Source organism: Planococcus sp. SE5232 (assembly GCF_050686535.1).
GTDB lineage: Bacteria > Bacillota > Bacilli > Bacillales_A > Planococcaceae > Planococcus.
This window is the reverse complement of record NZ_JBOGCP010000004.1, coordinates 378,264-400,700: the sequence shown is the minus strand read 5'-3', so window position 1 is coordinate 400,700 and position 22,437 is coordinate 378,264. Positions and strand designations below refer to the sequence as shown.

At 45.9% G+C, this 22,437-nt stretch carries 28 protein-coding genes and 1 riboswitch; of the genes, 26 read left to right on the top strand and 2 right to left on the bottom strand.

Annotated elements, in window-relative coordinates; translation table 11 throughout:
- Positions 1 to 68 precede the first annotated feature (68 nt).
- The 12 genes from flaG (at position 69) to flgL (ending at position 8,482) form a co-directional block, all read left to right on the top strand.
- Complete coding sequence (gene flaG / locus ACRC6Q_RS15545; protein WP_431466981.1) at positions 69 to 413, top strand: flagellar protein FlaG; 345 nt, start codon at positions 69 to 71, stop codon at positions 411 to 413.
- Between the two features lie 18 nt (positions 414 to 431).
- Positions 432 to 1,961 (top strand): flagellar filament capping protein FliD, encoded by a 1,530-nt coding sequence (gene fliD, locus ACRC6Q_RS15540; RefSeq protein ID WP_431466980.1) that lies wholly within the window; start codon positions 432 to 434, stop codon positions 1,959 to 1,961.
- Positions 1,961 to 2,350: a flagellar protein FliT gene (locus ACRC6Q_RS15535; RefSeq protein WP_431466979.1), complete on the top strand. Its 390-nt coding sequence runs from the start codon at positions 1,961 to 1,963 to the stop codon at positions 2,348 to 2,350. Before fliD ends, ACRC6Q_RS15535 begins: the two co-directional genes overlap by 1 nt.
- 20 nt (positions 2,351 to 2,370) lie before the next feature.
- Positions 2,371 to 2,748 (top strand): flagellar export chaperone FliS, encoded by a 378-nt coding sequence (fliS, locus tag ACRC6Q_RS15530; protein WP_431466978.1) that lies wholly within the window; start codon positions 2,371 to 2,373, stop codon positions 2,746 to 2,748.
- Between the two features lie 234 nt (positions 2,749 to 2,982).
- Positions 2,983 to 3,780, top strand: coding sequence for a flagellar motor stator protein MotA (gene motA / locus ACRC6Q_RS15525; RefSeq protein ID WP_431466977.1), 798 nt, complete (start codon positions 2,983 to 2,985; stop codon positions 3,778 to 3,780).
- Positions 3,770 to 4,534 carry a flagellar motor protein MotB gene (gene motB / locus ACRC6Q_RS15520; RefSeq protein ID WP_431467004.1) on the top strand — a complete coding sequence of 255 codons (765 nt, stop codon included), beginning with the start codon at positions 3,770 to 3,772 and terminating at the stop codon, positions 4,532 to 4,534. The genes motA and motB overlap by 11 nt, the downstream gene beginning before the upstream one ends.
- 10 nt (positions 4,535 to 4,544) lie before the next feature.
- Positions 4,545 to 4,979 (top strand): flagellar basal body-associated FliL family protein, encoded by a 435-nt coding sequence (locus ACRC6Q_RS15515; protein WP_431466976.1) that lies wholly within the window; start codon positions 4,545 to 4,547, stop codon positions 4,977 to 4,979.
- A gap of 71 nt (positions 4,980 to 5,050) precedes the next feature.
- Entirely contained in the window at positions 5,051 to 5,476 is a 426-nt protein-coding gene (locus tag ACRC6Q_RS15510) for a flagellar protein (RefSeq protein ID WP_431466975.1), read from the top strand.
- 33 nt (positions 5,477 to 5,509) lie between these two features.
- Positions 5,510 to 5,779, top strand: coding sequence for a flagellar biosynthesis anti-sigma factor FlgM (locus tag ACRC6Q_RS15505; RefSeq protein ID WP_431466974.1), 270 nt, complete (start codon positions 5,510 to 5,512; stop codon positions 5,777 to 5,779).
- 30 nt (positions 5,780 to 5,809) lie between these two features.
- On the top strand, positions 5,810 to 6,295 hold the full coding sequence (locus tag ACRC6Q_RS15500; protein ID WP_431466973.1) for a flagellar protein FlgN: 486 nt from the start codon (positions 5,810 to 5,812) through the stop codon (positions 6,293 to 6,295).
- A gap of 25 nt (positions 6,296 to 6,320) precedes the next feature.
- Entirely contained in the window at positions 6,321 to 7,583 is a 1,263-nt protein-coding gene (flgK, locus tag ACRC6Q_RS15495; protein ID WP_431466972.1) for a flagellar hook-associated protein FlgK, read from the top strand.
- 17 nt (positions 7,584 to 7,600) lie between these two features.
- On the top strand, positions 7,601 to 8,482 hold the full coding sequence (gene flgL, locus ACRC6Q_RS15490; protein WP_431466971.1) for a flagellar hook-associated protein FlgL: 882 nt from the start codon (positions 7,601 to 7,603) through the stop codon (positions 8,480 to 8,482).
- Positions 8,483 to 8,877: 395 nt separating this feature from the next.
- On the opposite strand, the gene ACRC6Q_RS15485 is transcribed toward flgL, so the two are convergent.
- Both ACRC6Q_RS15485 and ACRC6Q_RS15480 read right to left on the bottom strand, forming a co-directional pair.
- Positions 8,878 to 9,720 carry a flagellar hook-basal body protein gene (locus tag ACRC6Q_RS15485; protein WP_431466970.1) on the bottom strand — a complete coding sequence of 281 codons (843 nt, stop codon included), beginning with the start codon at positions 9,718 to 9,720 and terminating at the stop codon, positions 8,878 to 8,880.
- Positions 9,721 to 9,735: 15 nt separating this feature from the next.
- On the bottom strand, positions 9,736 to 10,572 hold the full coding sequence (locus tag ACRC6Q_RS15480) for a flagellar hook-basal body protein (protein WP_431466969.1): 837 nt from the start codon (positions 10,570 to 10,572) through the stop codon (positions 9,736 to 9,738).
- A gap of 222 nt (positions 10,573 to 10,794) precedes the next feature.
- Positions 10,795 to 10,881: riboswitch (cyclic di-GMP riboswitch) on the top strand.
- Positions 10,882 to 10,963: 82 nt separating this feature from the next.
- Here ACRC6Q_RS15480 and flgB point away from each other — a divergent pair.
- The 14 genes from flgB to fliY all read left to right on the top strand — a co-directional run bounded on the left by flgB (position 10,964) and on the right by fliY (position 22,434).
- The gene (gene flgB / locus ACRC6Q_RS15475) at positions 10,964 to 11,365 is read left to right on the top strand and encodes a flagellar basal body rod protein FlgB (RefSeq protein ID WP_431466968.1); all 402 of its coding nucleotides are present in this window, start codon (positions 10,964 to 10,966) and stop codon (positions 11,363 to 11,365) included.
- Between the two features lie 5 nt (positions 11,366 to 11,370).
- A complete protein-coding gene (flgC, locus tag ACRC6Q_RS15470; protein WP_394121069.1) occupies positions 11,371 to 11,826 on the top strand; it encodes a flagellar basal body rod protein FlgC in 456 nt (151 codons plus the stop codon).
- 105 nt (positions 11,827 to 11,931) lie between these two features.
- Positions 11,932 to 12,228, top strand: coding sequence for a flagellar hook-basal body complex protein FliE (fliE, locus tag ACRC6Q_RS15465; protein WP_223642457.1), 297 nt, complete (start codon positions 11,932 to 11,934; stop codon positions 12,226 to 12,228).
- Positions 12,229 to 12,253: 25 nt separating this feature from the next.
- Complete coding sequence (gene fliF, locus ACRC6Q_RS15460; protein ID WP_431466967.1) at positions 12,254 to 13,894, top strand: flagellar basal-body MS-ring/collar protein FliF; 1,641 nt, start codon at positions 12,254 to 12,256, stop codon at positions 13,892 to 13,894.
- Positions 13,895 to 13,905: 11 nt separating this feature from the next.
- Entirely contained in the window at positions 13,906 to 14,919 is a 1,014-nt protein-coding gene (fliG, locus tag ACRC6Q_RS15455) for a flagellar motor switch protein FliG (RefSeq protein WP_431466966.1), read from the top strand.
- Entirely contained in the window at positions 14,912 to 15,709 is a 798-nt protein-coding gene (locus ACRC6Q_RS15450) for a FliH/SctL family protein (protein ID WP_431466965.1), read from the top strand. The genes fliG and ACRC6Q_RS15450 overlap by 8 nt, the downstream gene beginning before the upstream one ends.
- A complete protein-coding gene (fliI, locus tag ACRC6Q_RS15445; RefSeq protein ID WP_431466964.1) occupies positions 15,690 to 17,006 on the top strand; it encodes a flagellar protein export ATPase FliI in 1,317 nt (438 codons plus the stop codon). Before ACRC6Q_RS15450 ends, fliI begins: the two co-directional genes overlap by 20 nt.
- The gene (fliJ, locus tag ACRC6Q_RS15440) at positions 16,945 to 17,478 is read left to right on the top strand and encodes a flagellar export protein FliJ (protein WP_431466963.1); all 534 of its coding nucleotides are present in this window, start codon (positions 16,945 to 16,947) and stop codon (positions 17,476 to 17,478) included. Before fliI ends, fliJ begins: the two co-directional genes overlap by 62 nt.
- 4 nt (positions 17,479 to 17,482) lie before the next feature.
- Positions 17,483 to 18,832, top strand: a complete 1,350-nt coding sequence (locus tag ACRC6Q_RS15435) for a flagellar hook-length control protein FliK (RefSeq protein ID WP_431466962.1) — start codon at positions 17,483 to 17,485, stop codon at positions 18,830 to 18,832.
- A gap of 16 nt (positions 18,833 to 18,848) precedes the next feature.
- A complete protein-coding gene (locus tag ACRC6Q_RS15430; RefSeq protein WP_431466961.1) occupies positions 18,849 to 19,310 on the top strand; it encodes a flagellar hook capping FlgD N-terminal domain-containing protein in 462 nt (153 codons plus the stop codon).
- 42 nt (positions 19,311 to 19,352) lie between these two features.
- Entirely contained in the window at positions 19,353 to 20,132 is a 780-nt protein-coding gene (locus ACRC6Q_RS15425; RefSeq protein WP_431466960.1) for a flagellar hook-basal body complex protein, read from the top strand.
- 50 nt (positions 20,133 to 20,182) lie between these two features.
- On the top strand, positions 20,183 to 20,398 hold the full coding sequence (locus tag ACRC6Q_RS15420; RefSeq protein ID WP_431466959.1) for a flagellar FlbD family protein: 216 nt from the start codon (positions 20,183 to 20,185) through the stop codon (positions 20,396 to 20,398).
- Between the two features lie 13 nt (positions 20,399 to 20,411).
- Entirely contained in the window at positions 20,412 to 21,401 is a 990-nt protein-coding gene (gene fliM, locus ACRC6Q_RS15415) for a flagellar motor switch protein FliM (RefSeq protein ID WP_431466958.1), read from the top strand.
- The gene (gene fliY, locus ACRC6Q_RS15410; protein ID WP_431466957.1) at positions 21,391 to 22,434 is read left to right on the top strand and encodes a flagellar motor switch phosphatase FliY; all 1,044 of its coding nucleotides are present in this window, start codon (positions 21,391 to 21,393) and stop codon (positions 22,432 to 22,434) included. The genes fliM and fliY overlap by 11 nt, the downstream gene beginning before the upstream one ends.
- The last annotated feature ends 3 nt before the right edge of the window (positions 22,435 to 22,437 follow it).

The window sequence follows — 22,437 nt, the reverse complement described above, 5'->3', positions numbered from 1 at the left end:
CTCCTTTTCTGCCGATAACTAGTATAGAGAGCTTTTTAAGCAAGTTGGAAGATTGGGAGAGTGCCAGTATGGAAGTAACAAATCAGTCAGTTCCACATTTTCCGAAAATCAGTGAACCAGATCCGGTTGCCCTAAAAGAAATGGCAGCTCCTGAAGAAAACAAATTCCAAGAACCCAATAAACCCATCACAAAAGAAATGATCAGCGATAAAGTCGTCGGCATGAACGAATTTTTAGAGCCGACTTCGACAAGCGTAAAGTTCCAGCTCCATGAGAAGTTGGAGGTTTATTACGTACAGGTGATCGACTCGAAAACAGATGAAGTCTTGCGGGAGATTCCCAATAAAAAGTTTTTAGATATGTACGCCTCAATGGCCGAGCTTGCGGGTCTGATCGTGGATGAGAAATTATAAGATCGGAGTGGAAAGAGTATGCGCGTTGGCGGATTAGCATCAGGCATGGATACCGAATCGATCGTCAAAGATATGATGAAGATCCAAAAGATGCCTTTAGATAAATTAATGCAGCAAAAAACATTTACAGAATGGCAGCAAGAAGCATTTCGGGATACCAATTTAGCCATGAAGAGCCTACAGACAAGCGCCAGTAACTTACGTCTGCAGTCATCATTCAACTCTTACAGTGCCACGTCACCGGCTCCGAACAGTTTTACGGTTGCGACGACAGCAAATGCGATGAGCGGCTCGTATCAAGTGAAGGTGACAAGTGTCGCGAGTGCTGCGAAGTTGAATTCTTCAGCAGCCATCATGATTCCGGCTGTAACTGCTGCGGATGGAGCTGTCACCACAGCTGCAAGAGGAGCGAAATCTACCGATCAAATTGGTACAGCGGGGAAAATAACGATAAATAGCTCAAAGGGCAGTATCGTTATTGATGTTAAAAGCACCGATACGTTTGCAGACGTGGCCAAAAACCTTCAAGATTTAACAGCAGCTTCAGTTCCGGCTTTACGTGCCAGCTTTGACAACACGACATCCCGCTTTTTCATCGCATCAAAAGGAATGGGAACTGAGCAAGCTTTTACGATGGAGTTTAAGAATGCAGACGGAACAGAAGCAAGTGAGGAATTGGCTAATAAAATAATGAATAGCGGCGGTGCTACTACAGCAACAGCCACCGGAGCAGCAGACGGCGAAATCATGTTTGATAATATCAAAATCGAAGGATTAAAAACCAACCAGACGACCGTCAATGGACTAACGATTAATTTGTTACAGGCATCGACTACAGCCACGATCATCAACGTCCAATCCAACCCAGAAAAACCACTGGCCATGATTAAGGATTTCGTCGAAAAATATAACGAAACACTGGAAACCATCCAGAAGCAGCTGGTCGAAAAACGCTACCCGGATTTTCAGCCTTTGTCCGACGAACAGAAAAAGGATATGACAGAAAATGAAATTGAGTTATGGGAAGACAAGGCGCGGAGCGGCTTGCTGCGCAATGATCCAGTATTGAAATCCGCGATGCAGGACTTGCGGAGAGCCTTTATGGATAGTGTAGCGGGTATTGCAGATGGCAATATCAAACACCTATCGCAGATCGGTATCAATACAGGATCTTACACAGAAGGCGGAAAGTTGTTTATTGACGAAAAGAAATTAAGTGAAGCACTTACCAATAAGCCCGACGAAGTCATGGCATTGTTCACCACCCGAGATGCTGCCGGCAACGGTGTCGGAGCAAGAGTTTACGACACCTTGAACGCTGTCGTCAAAAACCTCAGCGCAAAAGCCGGCAGCGGATCAGGCTCTGTCGACAACAGCACACTTTCCAAAAAGATCAAACAGATGAACGATGAGATCAGCCGCTGGCAGGACCGTCTTACGCGTGTCGAAGACCGCTACTGGAAGCAGTTCACGGCAATGGAGAAAGCACTGAGCCAGATGAACTCACAAAGCGCCTGGATGCAGCAGAACATGTTTGGTGGCGCATGATGAATAGTTCAAAATCGATTATGCATGCATTTCTGGAACAGACACAGGAACTTTATAAAAAAGCTAAACAGGTCAATTCCCGGATGGAAGAGAATGACGAGGGGAGCGTTGAAGCACTGGAGACGATCTTTTACCGCCGCCAGCAATCCATTAAACAACTGGAAACCTTCATGAAGCAAAAAAACTTCCAGTGGACAGCTGAAGAGCAACTCATCATCGAGCAAGTAAAAGAAATCGATCAACAGCTTCACCTGTTGCTCAACGACCTGCACCAATCTTTTTTCATACAAATCAATCGCATTGCCCAGACAAAAGAAGTATCCAAAAAATACAGCAACGCTTACCAGACTGTATCCACTGAAGGTTCATTCATCGACAAACGGAACTAAAAGCTAGGGGGAAGAATTACATGGCAACGATCAATCCTTACCAGGCATACCAGAAAAACTCAGCAATGACAGCATCACCCCAGGAATTAACCCTGATGCTGTACAACGGTAGCCTGAAATTCATGAAACTGGCAAAACGTGCGATGGCAGATAAGAAGTTTGAAGAAAAAAATACCAACATCATCAAAGCCCAGAACATCGTACAAGAACTCCGCATCACATTAGACCTGAAAATCGAAATGTCAGCCGGCTTGGCCCAAATGTACGAATACATGTACACTCGCCTGTTGGACGCCAACACCAAAAGTGACCTGGCTGCACTCGAAGAAGTGGAAACACTCATGACAGACATGCGCAACACTTGGAAAGAAGCCATGGCATTAGCCAAAAAGAGTTAATTCAGCTACATAAATTGAGTTGACGACCTTCACTTATCTATAGTAAGTAATGAAAAGATAGTGATTTGCTTATAGCCAAAGAAATCCTTAGCGCCGGCGCGTCCTCGGGCTAGGCGAAGCAAGAAGACTGGCGTACTTTGCCCGGCTTCTTGTGGGAGTCATGCCCTAAGCGTCCGAAGCGATGTGTAACAGATAAATTCTTCAGTACTTATATAGATGAAATGAGGTATGAACGTGGATAAGACATCATGGGTAGGAGTCATATTGGGATTTGTCGTGCTGATCGGCGGAATGATCCTCAAAGGATCAAGCCCGATCGCATTATACAATCCAGCGGCGTTGGTCATCATCTTTGCCGGAACCATCGCCTGTATCCTCGTTGCGTTTCCGATGGACGAAGTGAAAAAAATCCCCAGCTTGTTCAAAGTGATTTTCAGTTCTCAGAAAATGGTCTCCATCAAAGAAATGATTCCGATGTTTACTGGATGGGCGATGCTTGCTCGAAAAGAAGGCTTGCTGGCACTGGAAGAAAAAGCGGAAGAAGTGGAAGATCCTTTTTTACAGCGTGGCTTGAAGATGGTTGTCGATGGTCAATCACAGGAACATATCCGTGATTTGATGGAAGAGGAAATCGCCGCGATGGAAGAACGCCATGAACTGGGCGCGAAGATTTTTGCGCAGGCCGGTACATACGCTCCGACACTCGGTGTACTGGGAGCCGTAATCGGTTTGGTTGCCGCACTTGGCCACCTGGATGATGTAGCTTTGCTGGGTAAATCCATTTCAGCCGCGTTTATCGCAACGCTTTTCGGTATTTTCTCAGGGTATGTCTTATGGCATCCATTTGCCAACAAGCTGAAGCGGAAATCGGAACAGGAAGCAAAAACAAAAATGATCATGTTGGAAGGCTTGCTTGCTGTCCAGGAAGGGCTGCCTGTCCGGACTGTAGAAGAAAAGCTGTTGACTTATTTGCCGGCGAAAGATCGTGTGCTTGAATCTGAAGAGGGAAGCGGTGTTCAAGTTGAAGCGTAAAAAAAAGCATGAAGAACATGTGGATGAAGCCTGGCTCTTGCCATATGCTGACATCTTGACGCTTTTGCTTGCTCTATTCATCGTGCTGTTTGCGTCCAGCCAAGTGGATGCCCAGAAGTTCAATGCCATCGCCGAATCATTCAATACCGAACTGCATGGCGGAACGGGCATACTGGATGAACAGGCGCCGGTAGAAAGCTTCGACACATCGCCGACAGCTGAATTGAGCGAGGATCCGCCATCAGGTGAAAGCCCAGAAGAGATTCTGGCTGCCAAAGACCAGCAGGAATTGCAGGATTTTCAGACAAAGATCGATGCCTATATTGAAGAAAAAGGCTTATCACCTCGTCTCCAGACGGAAATGACGGTAAAGGGCCTGATGATCACCATCAAAGAAGGCGTGTTATTCGAATCTGGAAGTGCTGACATGCGCGATGGATCACAGACGATTGCGGAAGAGATTTCGAATTTGCTGATATCAGATCCGCCGCGGATGATCTTCATCGAAGGGCACACAGATAATATTCCAACAGGTACAATTGAATTTCCATCGAATTGGGAACTGAGTTCGGCACGAGCTGTCAATTTCATGAAGATCCTGCTGGAGAATGAGGATTTGGAGCCCGAGAAATTCAGTGCAACAGGCTATAGCGAGTACCATCCGATTGCGACGAACGACACACCTGAAGGGCGTGCGGAAAACCGCCGCGTCGAAGTGCTGATTTCACCTTACGAAAAAGAAACTGACGAATAAGAGGTGCACCATGCGAAAGATGGGGAAATTAGAGAAAATAATCAGCGTCATCATTATTGCAACAGTCATCGGCGGAGGAGCCGCATTTTATGTGGGGCAAAAAGATGCTGAAGCAGAAGAAGAAAAGCCGCTTAGCGCCGAAGAAATAGCGGAAATGAGTATTGATACCGATATCATTACAACTAATCTGGCGTCTCCCGGAAATTTCGGGATCGTCCAGTTCAATATCCTGTTAAGCGATAAGGATACAAAGGAAGAAGCTGAAAAGCGGACGGCTGAAGTGCGAGCCGCTGTCATTGCAACAGTTGCGAGCTTCAAGAAAGAAGAATTGGTAGGCGAAAGTGGGATCATAACACTTGAAGAAGAGCTTGCTGCACGCTTAGCCGAAGTTTTTGAAAAAGGTACGGTTAAACGGGTGCTCGTAACAGAATTTAAAGTACAATAATATGAAATTCCGCTAAACATTTTGGCGAAGTTGCCGATATAAATCTATAAGAGAAGATCAGGTGAGTGAATATGGGAGCAAATCAGCTGGATAATTGCCGGATTTGCGGTACATTATTCCTTAAGGACTACACTGACTATTGTTTGGACTGCTACAAAAAAATCGAGCAGGATTTCAAGGTAGTGAATGATTTTCTGAGAATCGAAAGCAATCGCTTTGCGGATATACAGGAAATCAGCCGAGGCACAACGATCTCCGTCAAACAGATTTCCGATTTTATTCGCGATGGGCGCATTTACGCGGACGACTTTCCGAATTTGGGTTACCCGTGCAAGCGTTGTGGTAAAGTGATCAAAAGACAGATATTGTGCGATGACTGCTACGAAGAGTTTTCGGCGGAAATCAATGTGACAATGAAAACCGATGAATTTATAGAAGCAACTGGAAGAAAACGGGAAAGACCGAAGATCAATGCGCAATACTGGAAAACACGTTAGTCGACTAAAACTAAACTAGAGGGCGGTGAAGGAATGAATATTGATAAAACGAATGGTTCTTCCTTTATTCAAGCTTATCAAAAATTGCAGGTGGCGCCGGTCGCTAAGATAAAGCCGCTGCAAAAAGAAGACGGGCTGGAAATCTCAAACCAGGCAAAGGCGATGTTCGAAAAAAATGCCAATGTCGATATTGAACGGCAGGAAAAGATCAAGCTTCTGAAAGCTCAGGTCCAATCGGGCGAATACGAAGTGAACAGCGACAAGGTAGCAGAACAAGTTTATAAATTCTGGTTTGAAAAATAGCATAGAGCACATGAAAAGGGAGGGTATCGGATGCTGAATTTAGTAGTAAACACGCTGGATGAATTGATCAGCATACAAAAACAGCTTATCCGTTATGCCGAACGCAAGCAGACGGTGTTGATCGAACGAAAAGTCGATGAACTGACAGAGCTTGTGAAAGAAGAAACGAAGCTGGTCAAACAGCTTGGCCAATTGGAAGACGAACGGCAGCAACTCGTGGCCGACGTACTGGAAGAGCATCCCGGCCTGACGTTCAGCCAGTTTGCAGAACAGATTCCGGATGAACAAGTAAAACAAGAGCTCCACTTACAATTGAAAACCTTACAAATGCTTTTGACCGAGCTTCAGGTGAAAAATAAAGTCAATGAAAAAATCCTGGAAGACTCGATGAGCTTTGTTCAACATATGATTACGCAAGTCACCAAATCGAAGCAGCAGCAGTTCAATTACCAGTCGCCGGCAGGGCAGCAAAAACCACAAACGAATAACCAGGGCTTTTTCGATACAAGAGCTTAAGGATTGTCAGAAAGTAGGGGAAATAATGGTTTCATCATTTCACGGATTAGAATTAGGGAAACGCGGATTATCCGTCGGCCAGGCAAGCATCGCCACGACTGGTCAGAACATTGCCAACGTCAATACGAAAGGCTATTCACGCCAGCAAGTGAACTCAAGTGCTTCGCCGTCTTTGGACGTCTGGACAAGCCAGGGCGCGAACACTGGCCAGCTCGGAACCGGCGTCAATCTCGATTCGATCACCCGTGTAAGAGACCGTTTTCTCGATCAGCAATTCCGGGACCATTCGGAAACACTCGGACAATGGCAGGCGAAACAGACCACATTGGACCGTTTGGAAACCATCGTCAACGAACCGAGCGACAGTGGATTGAACAGTGCAATGGACGGGTTGAAGAATGCGTGGCAGGATTTAGCCAACGAGCCGGATAGCTTGTCAGCGCAAGCAGTCGTCAAAGAACGCGCCCAAGGCTTTATCGAAGTGGCACAGTCCATGAACAAATCGATGGACAGCCTGAAAACGGAATTGGCGCAGCAGTCGGAAGCGGCAGTTGCAGAAGTGAACGGCTATTTAAAGCAAATTGCAGATTTGAATAAAAGCATCGTCCGTGACGGCAGCCAGTCAAACGACTTGAAGGATAAACGCGATGTGCTGGTGGAAGAGCTTTCAACCTTAATGTCCATTAAAGTCGAGGAGAAATCGAACGGCAGCTACACCATCAGCCTGTCTTCAAACAACCAGCCATTGGTCAGCGGCGAAAAAGTTTTTGAGATCGACCATAAAACCGGAGCTGGTGAAAATGAAATCTACGGCGGCAAATTGGCTGGGTTAAGTGAGTCGATGGATATCGCCAAAGATTATCAGGCAAACCTGAACAAAGTGGTTGCTGATTTTGCGGGAGCTAACAGCATGTCTACAACGGGTGGTAAAGATCAGGCTTTATTCATCGGCAATGCAGCTGACTTCAAGCTTTCAGAGCTGAAGGTCAATTACGAAGCGAGTCCTTTGGAGCAGCCGAAAGCAACAGGTGAAGCGGCGCAGAGTGATTTCCGGAAACTCGTCAGTCAGCTGGGTGCGCAAAGTCAGGCAGCGATCAACTCCGTTACGAATCACGGAGCAACTCTTCAAGCGACAGAAAACCGCAGACAATCAGTGACCGGTGTTTCCTTGGATGAGGAAATGGCCAATCTGATCAAATATCAGCATTCATACAATGCGGCAGCACGGTTAGTATCGATGACAGATCAAATGCTTGATACCATCATCAACCGTATGGCCGCCCGGTAAGTAGAGGGGGAAGCAAAATGAGAGTCACACAGCAGATGCTCAACCAAAATTCCATACGCAATATGAATCAGAACTTGAGCCGCTTTGAAAAAATCAACAACCAGGTGTCGACAGGGAAATTGCTTCACCGGCCATCGGATGATCCGAACGGCGTCAGCAAGGCGATGAACCTGAAAAGTACGATTGCAGCCAACGCTCAGTTCGAACGGAACACCAGCGAAGCGAAGTTGTGGATGGATGAAACAGACCAGCATATCGGCTCGATGACCGATGTTATGCAACGGGTTCGTGAGCTTGCGGTACAAGGCAATAACGGCAGCTTATCCGAGCATGACCGAACGTCGATTTCCGCTGAAGTGGAAGAATTGACCGAGCAGATGCGCCAATTAGCGAATGCCAAGGTCAATGGAAAGTCGTTGTTCAATGGCCAAAAAACAGGCGAAATTCCTTTCCCTGAAAAAGGAAGCTACGCTTTCAACAGCAGCGAACTGGCTGCGAGAACTTTCAATATCGGAGAAGGCATCAGCATTCAATCGAGTGTCTTACCGGATGAATTGTTCGGAACGGCAACAGATGACGAAAATCTGTTCAAAACCCTGCAAAGCATCTCCGTAAATTTGAAGGCTGGGACTTCCATCGATTTGGAAAAAATCGATGCCGGAATGGAGCGGCTGCTGAAAGTTTCAGCTGAAAACGGCGCACGCCAAAATCGTGTGGAAGCCGTCGAAAATCGTCTGCTCGACAGCAACCTGCAACTGAAAACGATGCTGTCGAAAGTTGAAGACATCGACTACGCAGAAGCGATCATCAAACTGACCAGCGAAGAAAGCGTCTACCAGGCAAGCCTCGCTGCATCCTCAAAAATAATTCAGCCAAGTTTGATGGACTTTTTGAGATAAGAAGCAAGTAAGTTTTAATATTCATTTGTTGCTGAAATTCCGCAAACCAGCTCCGCTTTCCTACGGCCTTGCGCCGAACTAACTCGGGCTAAACGCCCGAGTGGATTTCTTGTATGTCGTTGCACTGCTCCCGCGGGAGTCTCCGCTGGTTTGCTCCATATCTTAGTGATAATGTGAAAACTAAAATGTCCATTTAAGATAATAATACTTAGAAGAATGAGCGTAAGGCGGCGACTCCTGCGGAAAAGCGGAGTGATGAGACCCCGCAGGAGCTTGTGACGAGGAGGCTCAGCGCTTCGTCCGCGGAAAGCGTCCGCCTGAAGCGATTTCTTCAACATAGAAAAAGTTACATATCCTAAAAAAGCAGGCACCCCGCGGGGTGCCTGCTTTTTTCGTTATCCTTTGATTGTGTTGACCAAGCCCATCATGTCGTCTGCGTAGGAGATGGCTCTTCCTTGTGATTGAAACAAGCGCTGCGTCGCAATCAATTCGGTCATTTCATCTGATAACTCGACGTTGGATGCTTCGAGTGCACCTTGCTTAATGGCGATCGTTCCATCATTTGGCTGCGCCAAATTGATGAACTGCAAATTGCCATTGGCGAGTTGTTCAGCTTCCGTGCCCGTAAGGCGGAAAAGATTGCCGCCTATTTTTTCAAGTGAGTTCGGGCGGTTTACCTGAGCGATGCCAAGTGGGATTTCAGTCGCTTGTTTAGCGGGATCTTTGTAGGAGATTTCCAATGTTCCATTTCCAGTCAATTGGAAGCTGTCATAGTCATTGTCAAAAACGATCGGCTGGCTATCGGCTCCAAGAACTACATCGCCGTTAGCGGTAACCAAGCTCATTTGGTTTGAATTCGGGACCGGTTGCACCTGGAAAGAACCGTCTTTTGTGTAAAATGTATTGTTGTCAGACTCCACCCGGAAGTAAGCCGACTCGCCTTGAATCATAAAATCGAGGGGCCGGTCTGTTTGCCGGATAGAACCTTGCTCATTGCGTGTTGCTGTCTGCGACAGAATCGCTCCAGCGCCGATGCGCAAACCATACGGGGTCGTTCGTCCGACCTCATTTTGCGGACCAACTTGTTTTTCGATCGATTGCACTAGGGCATCCGAGAAACTGGCTTCCTGGCGTTTATAGCCGTTGGTGTTCACATTGGCGATATTATTGGCGATCAAATCGATTTTTTTCTGCAATTCACCCATGGTGTTGCTTGCAGTGTTCATCTGGATATTCACTTTTACACTTCCTCCTTACACGCGCCCGATTTCATTGACGGCTTTTTCCATGCTGCGATCGTAAGCTTGAATCACTTTTTGGTTTGATTCGAAGCCCCGGTAGGTCGTCATCATATCTGTCATGGTCTTAGTCAAGTCAACATTCGATTGTTCAATGAACCCCTGCTTGATAAAGCTATCGGTAGTATTCAGCAAGGCTACAGTATCAATGAATTGAGGCGTTTCTGCTGGATTCCCAGCCCACCGCAAAAGATTCTGTCCTTCTTTGACGAATTGTTCCGGACTTTCGGTGTGTCCAATCCAAAGGCGGGCTCCTTGCGTGCCATCTGCTAGAATGATTTGGCCATTGTCCTGTACGGTGAATTCTGTTGAGCCGACTTGAATGGGTTGCTGATTTTCACCTAAGACAGGAAAACCTTCACTGGTCGTCAGGACACCTTCAGCATTTACGGCGAAAGATCCATTTTTTGTATAGCGTACTTCATCATTACCGGCAGCTACTGCAAAAACCATGCTGCCTTTCTGTTGAGTTTCAGGATTCGTTGGAAGCAGTTCATCCAATAAGACCATATCCGTCAGATTTCCAGTTTCCTTCAAAGGACCTTGAAAAAAAGAGGGGATGCCTTCCTGAGCATATACTCCTGTGGTCAAAGTCCCAATATTATGTGGTACTATTGAACCTTTTTTACCGGCTTCAATCGCTTTAACCAACTGCTCCGGAAAAGCACGTAAGACCGTTTGATCTCCTTTAAATCCAGGGGTATTGGCGTTTGATAGGTTATTTGTCAATATTTGTTGCATCCTATTATTAGCCATCATCCCTGATGTAGCAGTGTATAATCCGCGAAACATGGGCTTTTCTCCTTCTTAGTAGCTTAATGGTAGTTATCGCGTAGCATAACATTTTAAATAGAATAAAAATAGAGACTTTTATATTAATATGGAAATAATATGATATTTTATTTTAAAAAAGAAAAATATACAAAATTGTATAAACATGATACTATCACTTTGTTATTATTTTTTGAATATAGTACGAAATGACGAGTTTAAAAATAGAATAGAGAATTATCATTGTGAAAACGGCAAATTTAATCGAAAGATAAAGACGCAAAGCCACGGGCCTAAATACATAGCGTACATGGCAGCCGGGTTACCAAAAATGGTAGATTTGATAAAAATCCACCTTTTTTAAGGGTGGGTTTTTATTAACTAATAATATGTTAAAAAAAGGAGTTTATTGATGAATATATTCCCTAAATCACTTGAGTCAATGCAGCAGGCTTTATCAGCTTCTACCTTAAGCCAGCGTGTCCATTCAGCGAATATCGCGAATGTCGATACCGCTAATTACAAAAGCAAAAAAGTCGATTTCCAAGCGGCTTTAGATACAGCAATGAACAACCAAAGTCTTTCCAGCTATAAGACAGATCCTCGCCATCTTTCGTTCAGTAATGAACTTTCCGCGACTAAAACTGAAGTTTTGACGAATAACTCCACCAAGTATAATAACAATGGCAATAATGTGGACATGGATGTAGAAATGGCAGAGTTGGCAAAAAATCAATTGTGGTATAACGCTGTAACTGAGCGGGTCAATGGCAAACTCAACAGTCTCAGCTCCGTTATTAATGGAGGGAGATAAAAAAGATGAGTTTATTCAATGGATTTAATATCAGTTCTTCGGGCCTGACAGCCAACCGGTTGCGCATGGACGTCGTATCTGCCAATATCGCAAATGCCAATACTAACCGCGCCGAATTGGTGGACGGCGAATGGATGCCATACCGCCGGAAAACAGTGGAACTGTCACAAAGTGGTGCCTCGCCTTTTGCCAATCAGCTGCAATCGGTAATCAATAAAGGAAATACGACAGTATCGGGCGTCAAGGTATCAGAAATCAGGGAAGACGAGACGCCATTCACGATGACTTATGATCCGGAGCATCCGGATGCCGGAGAAGACGGTTATGTCCGTTCATCCAATGTCGATCCATTGAAAGAAATGGTGGATTTGATGTCCGCTACCCGCTCCTACGAAGCCAACGTCACAGCGTTGAATGCTTCGAAAAGCATGTTCATGAAAGCGTTAGAGATTGGGAAGTAAATTAGTAATTCTCTTTTTGATATTCCGCAAAACAACTCCGCCTAAAACGGTAATTGAAAGTGAATACACCAATACAAAATTATATAGTTCATCAAGGAGGTCCCTATGGAAAAAATTAGCCAGATTCAGACGCCTTTCATCCAAAATCAATTGTTCGATAAAGTGAAACCCGAAACCAAAGTGGAAGGGTTCGGGGAAATATTCAAGGATGCGTTAAAAGAAGTAAGCAAAGCACAAAATGAATCAGATAAATTGACCAACCAATTGGTGACAGGAGAAGTTCAGGATGTACATGAAGTCATGATCGCTTCGCAAAAAGCCAGCTTGTCTTTGCAGATGACGATGCAGGTCCGCAACAAGGTTGTCGAGGCTTATCAAGAAGTGATGAGAATGCAAGTATGATGAGAACCGGCGGGATGATGAATAGATGAAAGAAAAGTTTTCGACATATAAAACAAAGTTGCGTGAGTCATGGACCAGTTTTTCTCCTGTAACAAAATGGTCTGTTATCGGCTCTTTTTTTATCACTTTGCTGATTTTGATCGTCTTCGTATATTTGAGCAATCGCTCCGATTTTTCGGTGCTGTATTCGAATTTGACGGCAGCAGAAGCGGGCGAAATCAAGACCGCGATCGAAGAACAGGCCATTCCGGTGGAAGTATCGGCCGACGGCAAAACAATCAGTGTACCGCAAGAGCACTTGGCTAATTTGAAAGTCAGTTTGGCTGCGGAAGGCATTCCGAAAAACGGCAACGTGAATTACGGCATATTCAGTGAAAACATGGGTCTCGGAATGACTGATCGCCATTTTGATGTGGTGGAGCGGGACGCTATGCAAAATGAGCTGGCGTATTTGATTGAACAGATTGATGGCGTGACGGAAGCGAATGTCATGATTACGCTCCCGAAGGAAAATGTTTGGATTACCGATGAAGAACAGACATCTACAGCTTCCATCGTCGTTAAAGGTGATCCGACATTCCAATTGGATCAGAAACAGATAAACGGACTGTATCACCTGATCAGCAAATCCGTTCCAAGTTTACCGGCTGAGCAGATTGTCATCATGGATCAGAATGGCCAGGTGTTTGAAGTACAGGATGCCAACCAGGCAGATACCAATCTGTCGGTTTACCAACAGCATCGTGAAATTCAAAAAGGCATCGAACAGGATATTCAGCGGGAGCTGCAACAAATGCTCGGTTTGCTTCTCGGCCAGGATAAAGTGGTCGTCTCTGTTATGACGAACATCGATTTCACGAAAGAAAAACGGGAAGAACAGTTGGTTGAACCCGTCGATATCGAGAACAATGAAGGCTTGGATATCAGTGTGGAACGGATTATCGAAACGTATTCAAGCGAAGGTACCATCATCGAAGATGCAGCAGGAACCGGTGAAACGGAAGTCGCCAATTACCCAGGGGTGGACGGCGCCGGCAACAGTGAGTCTGAACGGACGGAAGAACGGATCAACAGCGAAGTGAACCGGATCAACCGCCAAATTGAAATGAGTCCATACGTGATTGATGATATTACGATCAATGTCGGGGTGGAACCGCCAGTTCCTGAAAATCCAGCCAGTTTGACTCAGGAAAACGTTACGGATATCAGCAACCTATTGAAGAATGCAGTGAGTACTTCATTGAGTATGAATGAATTTGCTGCAACTGAGGCAGAACTGGAAGACCGGATTTCTGTTTTTGCAACAGAGTTCCAAGGACGTCCGGCAATTGAAGATGAAGAGCCGGAAACAACATTCTTTGCAGGAATACCGAATAATCTTCTGCTCGTAATCTGCGCAGCGATTGTACTCATCCTCATCATTATTGTTACAGTCCTATTGCTTCGCAGAAAGAAAAAAGAAGAAATTTTTGAGGAAGAATATGATTTTGGAGGGTTTGAGCAGGCGTTGGCCAAGTCAAACCAAGTAGATCTTGAAGAAGCGGAAATTGATTTGTCCGAATTCAGCAATCGATCGAATCCGAAACGAAAAACGATTGAGAAGCTTGCCAAAGGAAGACCAGAAGACTTCACTAAATTGTTGCGGTCATGGATGGCAGATGACTAGGAGAGTGGCCAATGGTTAAGAGTATGAAAGAGTTAACTGGAATTCAAAAAGTGGCTATCTTATTAGTCGGTTTAGGGCCGGATGTCTCGATTGAAATATTCAAGCAGCTGACAGAGCCGGAAATCGACCAATTGACGATGGAGATTTCCAATGTCCGACAGTTGAAGAACAGTCAAACGGAAAGTGTAATTGATGAATTTTATGAAATGATCCTAGCGCAGGATTATATGAATGAGGGCGGTTTAGGCTACGCGCGCAATATTCTTGAGCAGGCCTTGGGAAAAGAGAAAGCGATGGACACCATTAGCCGATTATCAAATAGGCTTCAGGTAAAACCATTCAGCTTTGCACGAAAAGCCGATCCAACCCAGATATTGAATATTCTCCAGCATGAACAGGCTCAGACGATTGCGTTGGTGCTTTCTTATCTGGATGCCAAGCAATCTTCTCAGATCCTGTCCCAGCTGCCGAGCGAAAAGCAAGCCGAAGTGGCGAGGCGGATTGCCTTGATGGAAAGTACTTCTCCAGACGTGATCCATCAAGTGGAGCAGATTCTGGAACGTAAGTTGACTGCCACAGGTACGCAGGACTATACGGCTACAGGCGGAGTGGAAGCGATTGTGCGTGTGTTGAGCAATGTCGACCGCGGAACGGAAAAATCCATTTTGACCGAACTTGAAAGCGGCAGCCCAGAGTTGGTTGCAGAAATCAAGAAGCGCATGTTCGTCTTCGAAGACATCGTCAATTTGGAAACCCGTTCTGTTCAGCGAATTGTCCGTGAAGTGAGCGACGCTGATCTGACATTCGCATTGAAAGTGGCGAGCGATGAAGTGAAAGACAGCATTTACCGCAATATGTCGACGCGAAGAGCGGAAGTTATCCGAGAAGAAATTGAAGTTTTGGGTCCAGTGAAGTTGAAAGATGTGGAAAATGCGCAAACCAATATTGTTGGGTTGATTCGCAGTCTGGAAGAAAAAGGGGAGATCAATGTATCCCGTGGAGAAGGGGATGAAATGATTGTCTAATATCATTCGTCTTCCACAGTTGCGCTCCACCGAAACGAAAGTTATCCGTACCCGGAAAATCGAGGCGAAAAAACCTGTTTTCAATGATCATGAATCGGATCCGAGACAGCAGCGTCAGCAGCTGATGGCAGAAATCACCCAATTGGAATCCCAGCGTGAGCAATTGCAGGCACAAATTTTAAACGACCAGCAGAATGCGCAGCGGGAAATCAGCGAGTGGTGGCAGGAAAAACAGCAGGAAGCGCAGCAGCATGCTGATGATTTGAGACAGGATTCAGAGCAGCAAGGCTTCCAAACCGGATTTGCGGAAGGTCTTCAACAGGCAGAACAGGCCAGTATTGAAAAACGCCTGGAAGTGACGCGTCTTTTGGAAATGGCCTATGAAGAAAAAGCGAAAATCATTCAGCAGGCAGAACCGTTTCTCTTATCGTTAAGTGTGACGATTGCCGAAAAAGTGATTCACAACGAACTAACCCAGGATACGCAGCAGTTGTTGCATATCATTCAACATGCATTAAAGCAGGTGGAGGAATCGGAAGACGTCACGATGCAGGTTTCTTCTGAAGACTACCCGGTCATCATTCCATTTCTGGAAGAACTGAAGACCTATATTAAAGCGGATTCGGAATTGAAACTGCTTCCGGTTGCCAACCTGACATCAGGCGGCTGCAGGATTCACACCGTGAGTGGCTCCTACGATGCAATGGTCGACAATCAACTGGATGAAATCAAAAATCAATTGCTCGCTTACTGTGAGGAGAAGACCAACGATGAACCTGTGGGAAGATGAATATTTGGAGTTATTGAGTGAAATCGAACCGATCCAAAAACACGGAAAAGTGATTCAGGTCATCGGTTTGACGATTGAGTCAAGAGGTCCAAATGCGAAAATCGGCGAGCTTTGTCTTCTTTATCCAAATCGCAACGAGCCACCGATTGAAGCGGAAGTGGTCGGCTTTAGAGAAAACCGGATTATGCTCATGCCACTGCAGGATCTTTCACAGGTCGGACCGGGATGTCTGGTAGTAGCAACAGGCGGACCACTCCAAATTAAAGTCGGTCCTTCGATTTTAGGGAAAGTCCTTGATGGCACCGGCATGCCGCTTGATGAAAGTTTATTGCCGCGTGGATTGAAAAAGTATTCGACCAATAATGCACCGCCCAATCCGTTGAAACGCCCACGGATCAATAAACCGCTTGAAGTCGGCGTCCGTGCGATTGACGGGTTGCTGACGGTGGGGCAAGGCCAGCGGGTCGGTGTCTTTGCCGGAAGCGGCGTCGGAAAAAGCACGTTGATGGGCATGATCGCCCGCAACACGGAAGCCGATATCAATGTCATTGCCTTAGTGGGTGAACGTGGCCGGGAAGTGCGTGATTTCATTGAACGCGACCTCGGTCCTGAAGGCTTGAAAAAATCGGTGGTAGTGGCTGCGACGTCGGACCAGACGCCGATGCAGCGCATTAAAGCGGCACTTACTGCAACAGCGATCGCCGAGTATTTCCGTGATCAAGGCAAGAATGTCATGTTGATGATGGATTCGGTCACGCGCTTTGCCATGGCACAGCGGGAAGTCGGGCTGGCGGTGGGGGAACCGCCGACCAGTAAAGGCTATACGCCGAGTGTATTTGCGCTGCTGCCCAAATTACTGGAACGCTCAGGCACCTCAAGCAAAGGCTCCATCACCGCTTTCTACACGGTGTTGGTGGACGGTGACGATATGAACGAACCGATTGCCGACGCGGTGCGCGGAATCTTGGATGGCCATATTGTATTGGACCGCAAGATTGCCCAAAAAGGACAATTTCCTGCCATCAATGTCATGGCCAGTGTCAGCCGCGTCATGCATGAAGTCGTCTCAGAAGAACACCAGCAGGCAGCCCGGGAATTTAAGCGCTTATTGGCGGCTTATGAAACTTCGGAAGACCTCATCAATATCGGGGCCTATAAAAGTGGTGCCAACAAAGAGATTGATGATGCCATACGGGCGTATCCGGTGATCAAGGAATACCTGCAGCAGGACGTATATGAAAAAGCCGAACTGGACCAAAGTATCGAACGGTTATCAGCACAATTTGGAGGCGTTTAAACTGACACAATTCAACTTTCGATTTCAAAAGATTTTGGATTTAAAAGAAAATGAAAAGGGCTTTGCGCAGATCCAAGTGGCTGAAGCCATTAAACAGCATGAAGTGGGGCACGAACGGAACAAAGCCATCCAAAACAAAATCAGTGATGTGGAACAATTGAAAAACGCCAAACAGCAGAGTGGCGTCAATATTTCGGAATTGAGGATGCTGGAAGAATATATCCATCAGCTTCAGGACCAGTCGCTTTCTTCTAAACGGGAACTGGAATATTTGCAGAAAAATGTTTCTGCGTCTCAGGGTGTATTGCAAAAGAAAGCGCAGGAAGAAAAGACCTGGGAAAACTTAAAGCAACAGAAGCTGGACCATTTTCAGGAAGAAAGCAAAGCGGCAGAACAAAGCTTTTTCGACGAAATGGCCAGCACACGCTTTTATCGCTTAGCCAAAGCAAATAGTTTAGCTGAAGGGAGTTAAGCGGATGGAGGCCTTGAAACTCTCGTTTCCAAAAACCATCAGCTTCATCGGAAAAACAGCTGTTTCACCGGTTCCAGACCAAGCCTTGTTTGCTTCTTTGATGAATTCATTAAGCGCAGAAGCAGAATTGGCGAGTGAAGAGCAGCCACCGGAATTGCTGGATAGCCTGGACAGTTTGTTGGCCCTTTTACAGGAATTGCCGGTTGAAGAGCAAACGGCTGAACAGCAGGAGCTTCAATATGCGGTCCTTCAATTGCAGGGAATCCAAGTCGAAAGTGAACAAGCTGGTTTTACAGCACGAAGTTTAACAGTTGGAACTGAAAAATTATTGACTGAAGCTGCGGACAAACTGATTGGGCTGTTGGAGAATATCCAACAGAAACTGCAGATTCTCTCCGGCAAATTTACTACAGAATTCGCAGACAGCCCTGTTTTTAAGGGGGCAGCAGAAAAGAATAGTCCAAATTTCAGCACCTTAACCCAAATTTCTAAACAGTTGGGTGAGTTGATCGGGATTCTTGAAAAGCAGGTACAAGCAACTTCGGGTCTTCAACAAGGAAAAGCGATCAGCCAAGAGCTGCCACCTTTGCCCCGGGTAGAAGAAGTCAAGCCTGTAAAGGAGTTGCCGAGATTTTTGGATGAAACGCTGAAACCGGTCAAGGAGCTTGTAAAAGTTCCTGTTGAAATCCAGGGGACGCCGCTAAGAACAGAGCCGGCAGAACTTCAGGCATCCCGGAATCTTGTGAACATGGAAGAACCTCAGTCTCCAAAAGCCCCGGTCGAAAGCAAAGCTCCTCAAGAGCCGACTCTGCAGCCCACTGTCAGCTTGATGGCTGAAGCTGGAAAAGCTGCTGGCAGTCAGGTCCGGACAGAAGCGAATGCATCACCTGTCACATTTGTCCGTCTCGCCAATCTTCTGGAGGACTTGGGTGGTATGCTGAAAAGTTCGATGCGTATGGCTGAGACCGCAGAAGGCATGAAAATGCGTGTGAATATTTTTCCTGAACATCTCGGCCATTTGGAAATCCTCCTGACATCAACGAACGGAAAACTAGCCGCTCAAATTATGGCGAGTACACCAATGGCAAAAGAAGCGCTCGAGCTTCAGCTGAATCAATTAAGGATTTCATTGGTCCAGCAAGGTGTGGCAGTCGAGAAAATCGAAGTGCTCCAGCAAAGTTCGCAGCAAGCTTTCAATCAGCAGCAGTCCAATACGGAACAACGATTTACTCAGCAACATAGAAATGGAAGCACAAAACAAGATAAAAATGGTTATTTGCAACAGGAAGAAGAAAAGACCGCTGAACGGCAGCCTTCAGTGGGCCGATTGATGAAAGTGGATTACACAGTTTAACAGAGAGGGTGTTTGGATGAACATCTCGACAGCAACAACCGGAACGGCTTCGACTTCGGCACAAGCGCCAGCCGCTAAAACAGGAGCAGCAAATGCACTTGGACAAGATGCGTTCCTGAAAATCCTGGTGACTCAAATGAAGCATCAGGATCCAATGGAACCGCTGAAAGACACAGAATTCATTGGCCAGATGGCTCAGTTTACGAGCCTGGAGCAATTAACCAACTTAAACAAAACCATGACACAATTCGTCAACAACCAAGGAACAGCTTCGCTGGCGGATTATGCACACTTAATCGGTACTTCGGTTAAATGGGAGTCGGAAACTGGCTCAGGTGAAGGAGTCGTCAAAGCCTTGTCCAGCAAGAACGGCGAATTGCTAGCGGAGCTTGAAGGGTCGGATATAAAAGTGCCGATCGAGTCGATTCAACGGATTGAAAAACAAACAGCAAGCGCAAATGAACAGGAAATCATCTGATCCATTACGGATAGCAGAAGATTCTTGAAAGGGGAAAATTAAATGTTACGTTCAATGTACTCGGGTGTGTCAGGTATGAAAAATTTCCAAACGAAATTGGATGTCATCGGGAATAATATTTCCAATGTCAATACCATCGGCTATAAGAAAAGCACGATCAACTTCCAGGATTTGCTTAGTCAAAACATGTCGAACAGCGGAAATAACCCAATGCAAGTTGGATTAGGATCCTCTACGTCATCCATCAACGTAGTCCATACACCAGGTTCATCGATGTCAACGGGTGTCGGAACGGACTTGACGATTATGGGCAAAGGATTCTTTGTAGTTGAAAACAATGGGGAACAGTATTTGACTCGTTCTGGAAATTTCATTGTTGATGATTCTGGAGAATTGATGACACCGCAAGGCTACAATGTTTTGAATAGCACAGGGCAGCCGATCAATATTCCAGCTGATACGTATTCTTCATTTGTCATTAACCGTGAAGGGCAGATTGTCGGGAAACGTGCAGATGATGGAAGTGAAGAAACAATTGCTGGAGGAACAGTAGGCATAGCAGCTCCAGCCAATCCAGAAGGACTTCGTAAATTTGGTGGGTCATTGTATCAGATGACTGCCAGCGCAGGTGAAAATTTGAATTTGGGCACAGCGACAGATGCCAAATCGGAAATCGGGTCCGGCATGCTTGAAATGTCCAACGTTGACTTAACGGAAGAGTTCACTGAAATGATTATTGCACAGCGCGGATTCCAAGCGAACTCACGGACGATTACTACTTCAGACGAAATTCTGCAGGAAGTCGTCAACCTGAAACGCTAATAGAGGGGGCTTAGGCTGAAGCAAAGCTGCTGCTTTGCCCGGCAACCGATATGATTCAATTAACCAGGTTAAACCAATCAGCTATCGTATTGAATGCAATTTATATCGAACGGTTGGAATCGACACCGGATACAGTGGTGACGTTAACGACCGGCAAGAAAGTCCATGTACTGGAAACCGTAGGGGAAGTTATGGACAAAGTGACCGGCTATTACCGGAAGCTGAACATTTTACCTCGTTTGCATGAGCCGAACTTGGACGAATGAGGGGGCAATCAAGTTGACAGATGTTTTATCAGAAGAAAATATTGAAACCATTCTTTCGGCGATGGGCCAGCAAGAGCCGAAAGCGAAAGCCATCGAAAAGAAAAAGAATGTCCAAACATACGACTTTAAAAAAGCTTTGCGTTTTTCGCAGGATCAAATCCGTACATTAACCCGAATTCACGAAAACTTTGCCCGCTTATTGACTTCCTATTTTTCAGCACAGCTTCGGACTTTTGTGCAGATTACGGTTACGGCGGTTGAGCAGGTTTCCTATCAGGAATTTATTCAAAACGTCGAAAAAAAATCGATTATGGGAATTTTCGAAGCAACACCGCTTCAAGGCAGTATGGTTATGGAATTTTCTCCGGAGGTTGCTTATGTGATGTTCGACCGTCTTCTCGGGGGACAAGGCAATATTCTGGAAAAAAACAGTGATTTGACTGAAATCGAAATCAGCGTCATCGAGCGTGTATTTGCAAAGTCCTTGGACTGCTTTCAGGAAGCTTGGTCGTCAGTGTTAAAGCTGTATCCGGAACTCAAGGAAATTGAAGTGAATCCCCAATTCCTGACCATGTCGCCGCCGAACGAAACAGTCATCCTGGTCAGTCTGCACACAAAAATCGGCAAGGGGGAAGGCATCATCAACATCTGTCTGCCCCATGTCGTACTGGAACAGATTTTGCCGAAGCTGTCAGCGAAGCATTGGCTGGCAAATCAAAAAAAATCCATTGAGACCCATGAAGTTGAGGCTCTTGAAGAAAAACTTCATGGCACCAAAATGGAAATCAAAGCGGTGCTTGGAAAATCAATGATTGAACTTGGAGATTTTCTGAACTTAAAAAGTGGAGACGTCATTCGCCTGAACGAGTCGTACGAAACGCAGGTTACACTTCAAGTGGATGATAAGCTGAAATTCTATGCACAGCCTGGGGTTTCAAAAGGCCGGATGGCTGTACAGGTTACAGAAGTATTAGCTCAAGGAGCCATACTCGATGACAACTAATCAACCATCTCCGGAAGAACTTGCAGGCTTACTGAATCATAAGAAGACAGGGGGAAAGGTGATGTCTGAAAGTTCATTATCCAAAATGGAAACAGAAGCATTCACGGAATTGCTGAACGCCTCATTGGGTGGGTCGGCAGTTGTGCTGTCCGCACTGCTGTCGGAACAGGTTTTCGTAACTGCCCCAGCTGTGGCTGTCATTGACAGAGAGAATATGTTTGCTTCGATCGCAACACCTTTTTACGTGGCACTGAGTGAATATGCGGGAGCGGCCAGTGGAATACAGGTCCTGGGCATTTCGAAGAAAGAGATAGATGCGGCACTTTTGACTGTATTGGACGATGCAACAGCAGAAAAAGAGTTTCAAGCTGTTCAGGAAATGATCGGCAAGATGTTCGACTCAGTGGCACAATCGATGTCGGCGCTTCTGGAAATGGATATCGCCCATTCCTTGTCCGGTATGGACATTGTTGAACAGGAGGACGTTTTCCCATTAGCCAACTTCACGAAAGAGCAAAGGTTCGCCGCAGCCGAATTCCAACTGAATATCGGGGGCAAGCAAACTGTCCGTTTTCAACTATGCGTTCCAGTTCAGCTGGCCAAACAACTGGCAGGTATACTGACCGAACCGTTGGACGAAGAAGAAATAGAGGAGATACGCGAAATGCCAAAGCAATCAGATAATCAGCCAACTGAATCTACAGCAACAACACCGACAGTACAGAATGTCCAGTTTTCAAGTTTTGATAATACCGAAACAGCGAAGTCAGAACCGAATAACCTGAACATGCTGTTGGACATTCCGCTTCAAGTAACCGTGGAGTTGGGCCGGACAAAACGCATGGTTAAAGATATATTGGAGATCTCACAGGGGTCCATCATTGAACTGGATAAATTAGCTGGGGAACCGGTCGATATTCTGATCAATAACAAGCTGATTGCAGTTGGGGAAGTCGTGGTTATCGATGAGAACTTCGGCGTTCGCGTAACGGATGTGCTGAGCACTGCCGAACGCATCTCGAAACTGCGTTAATGC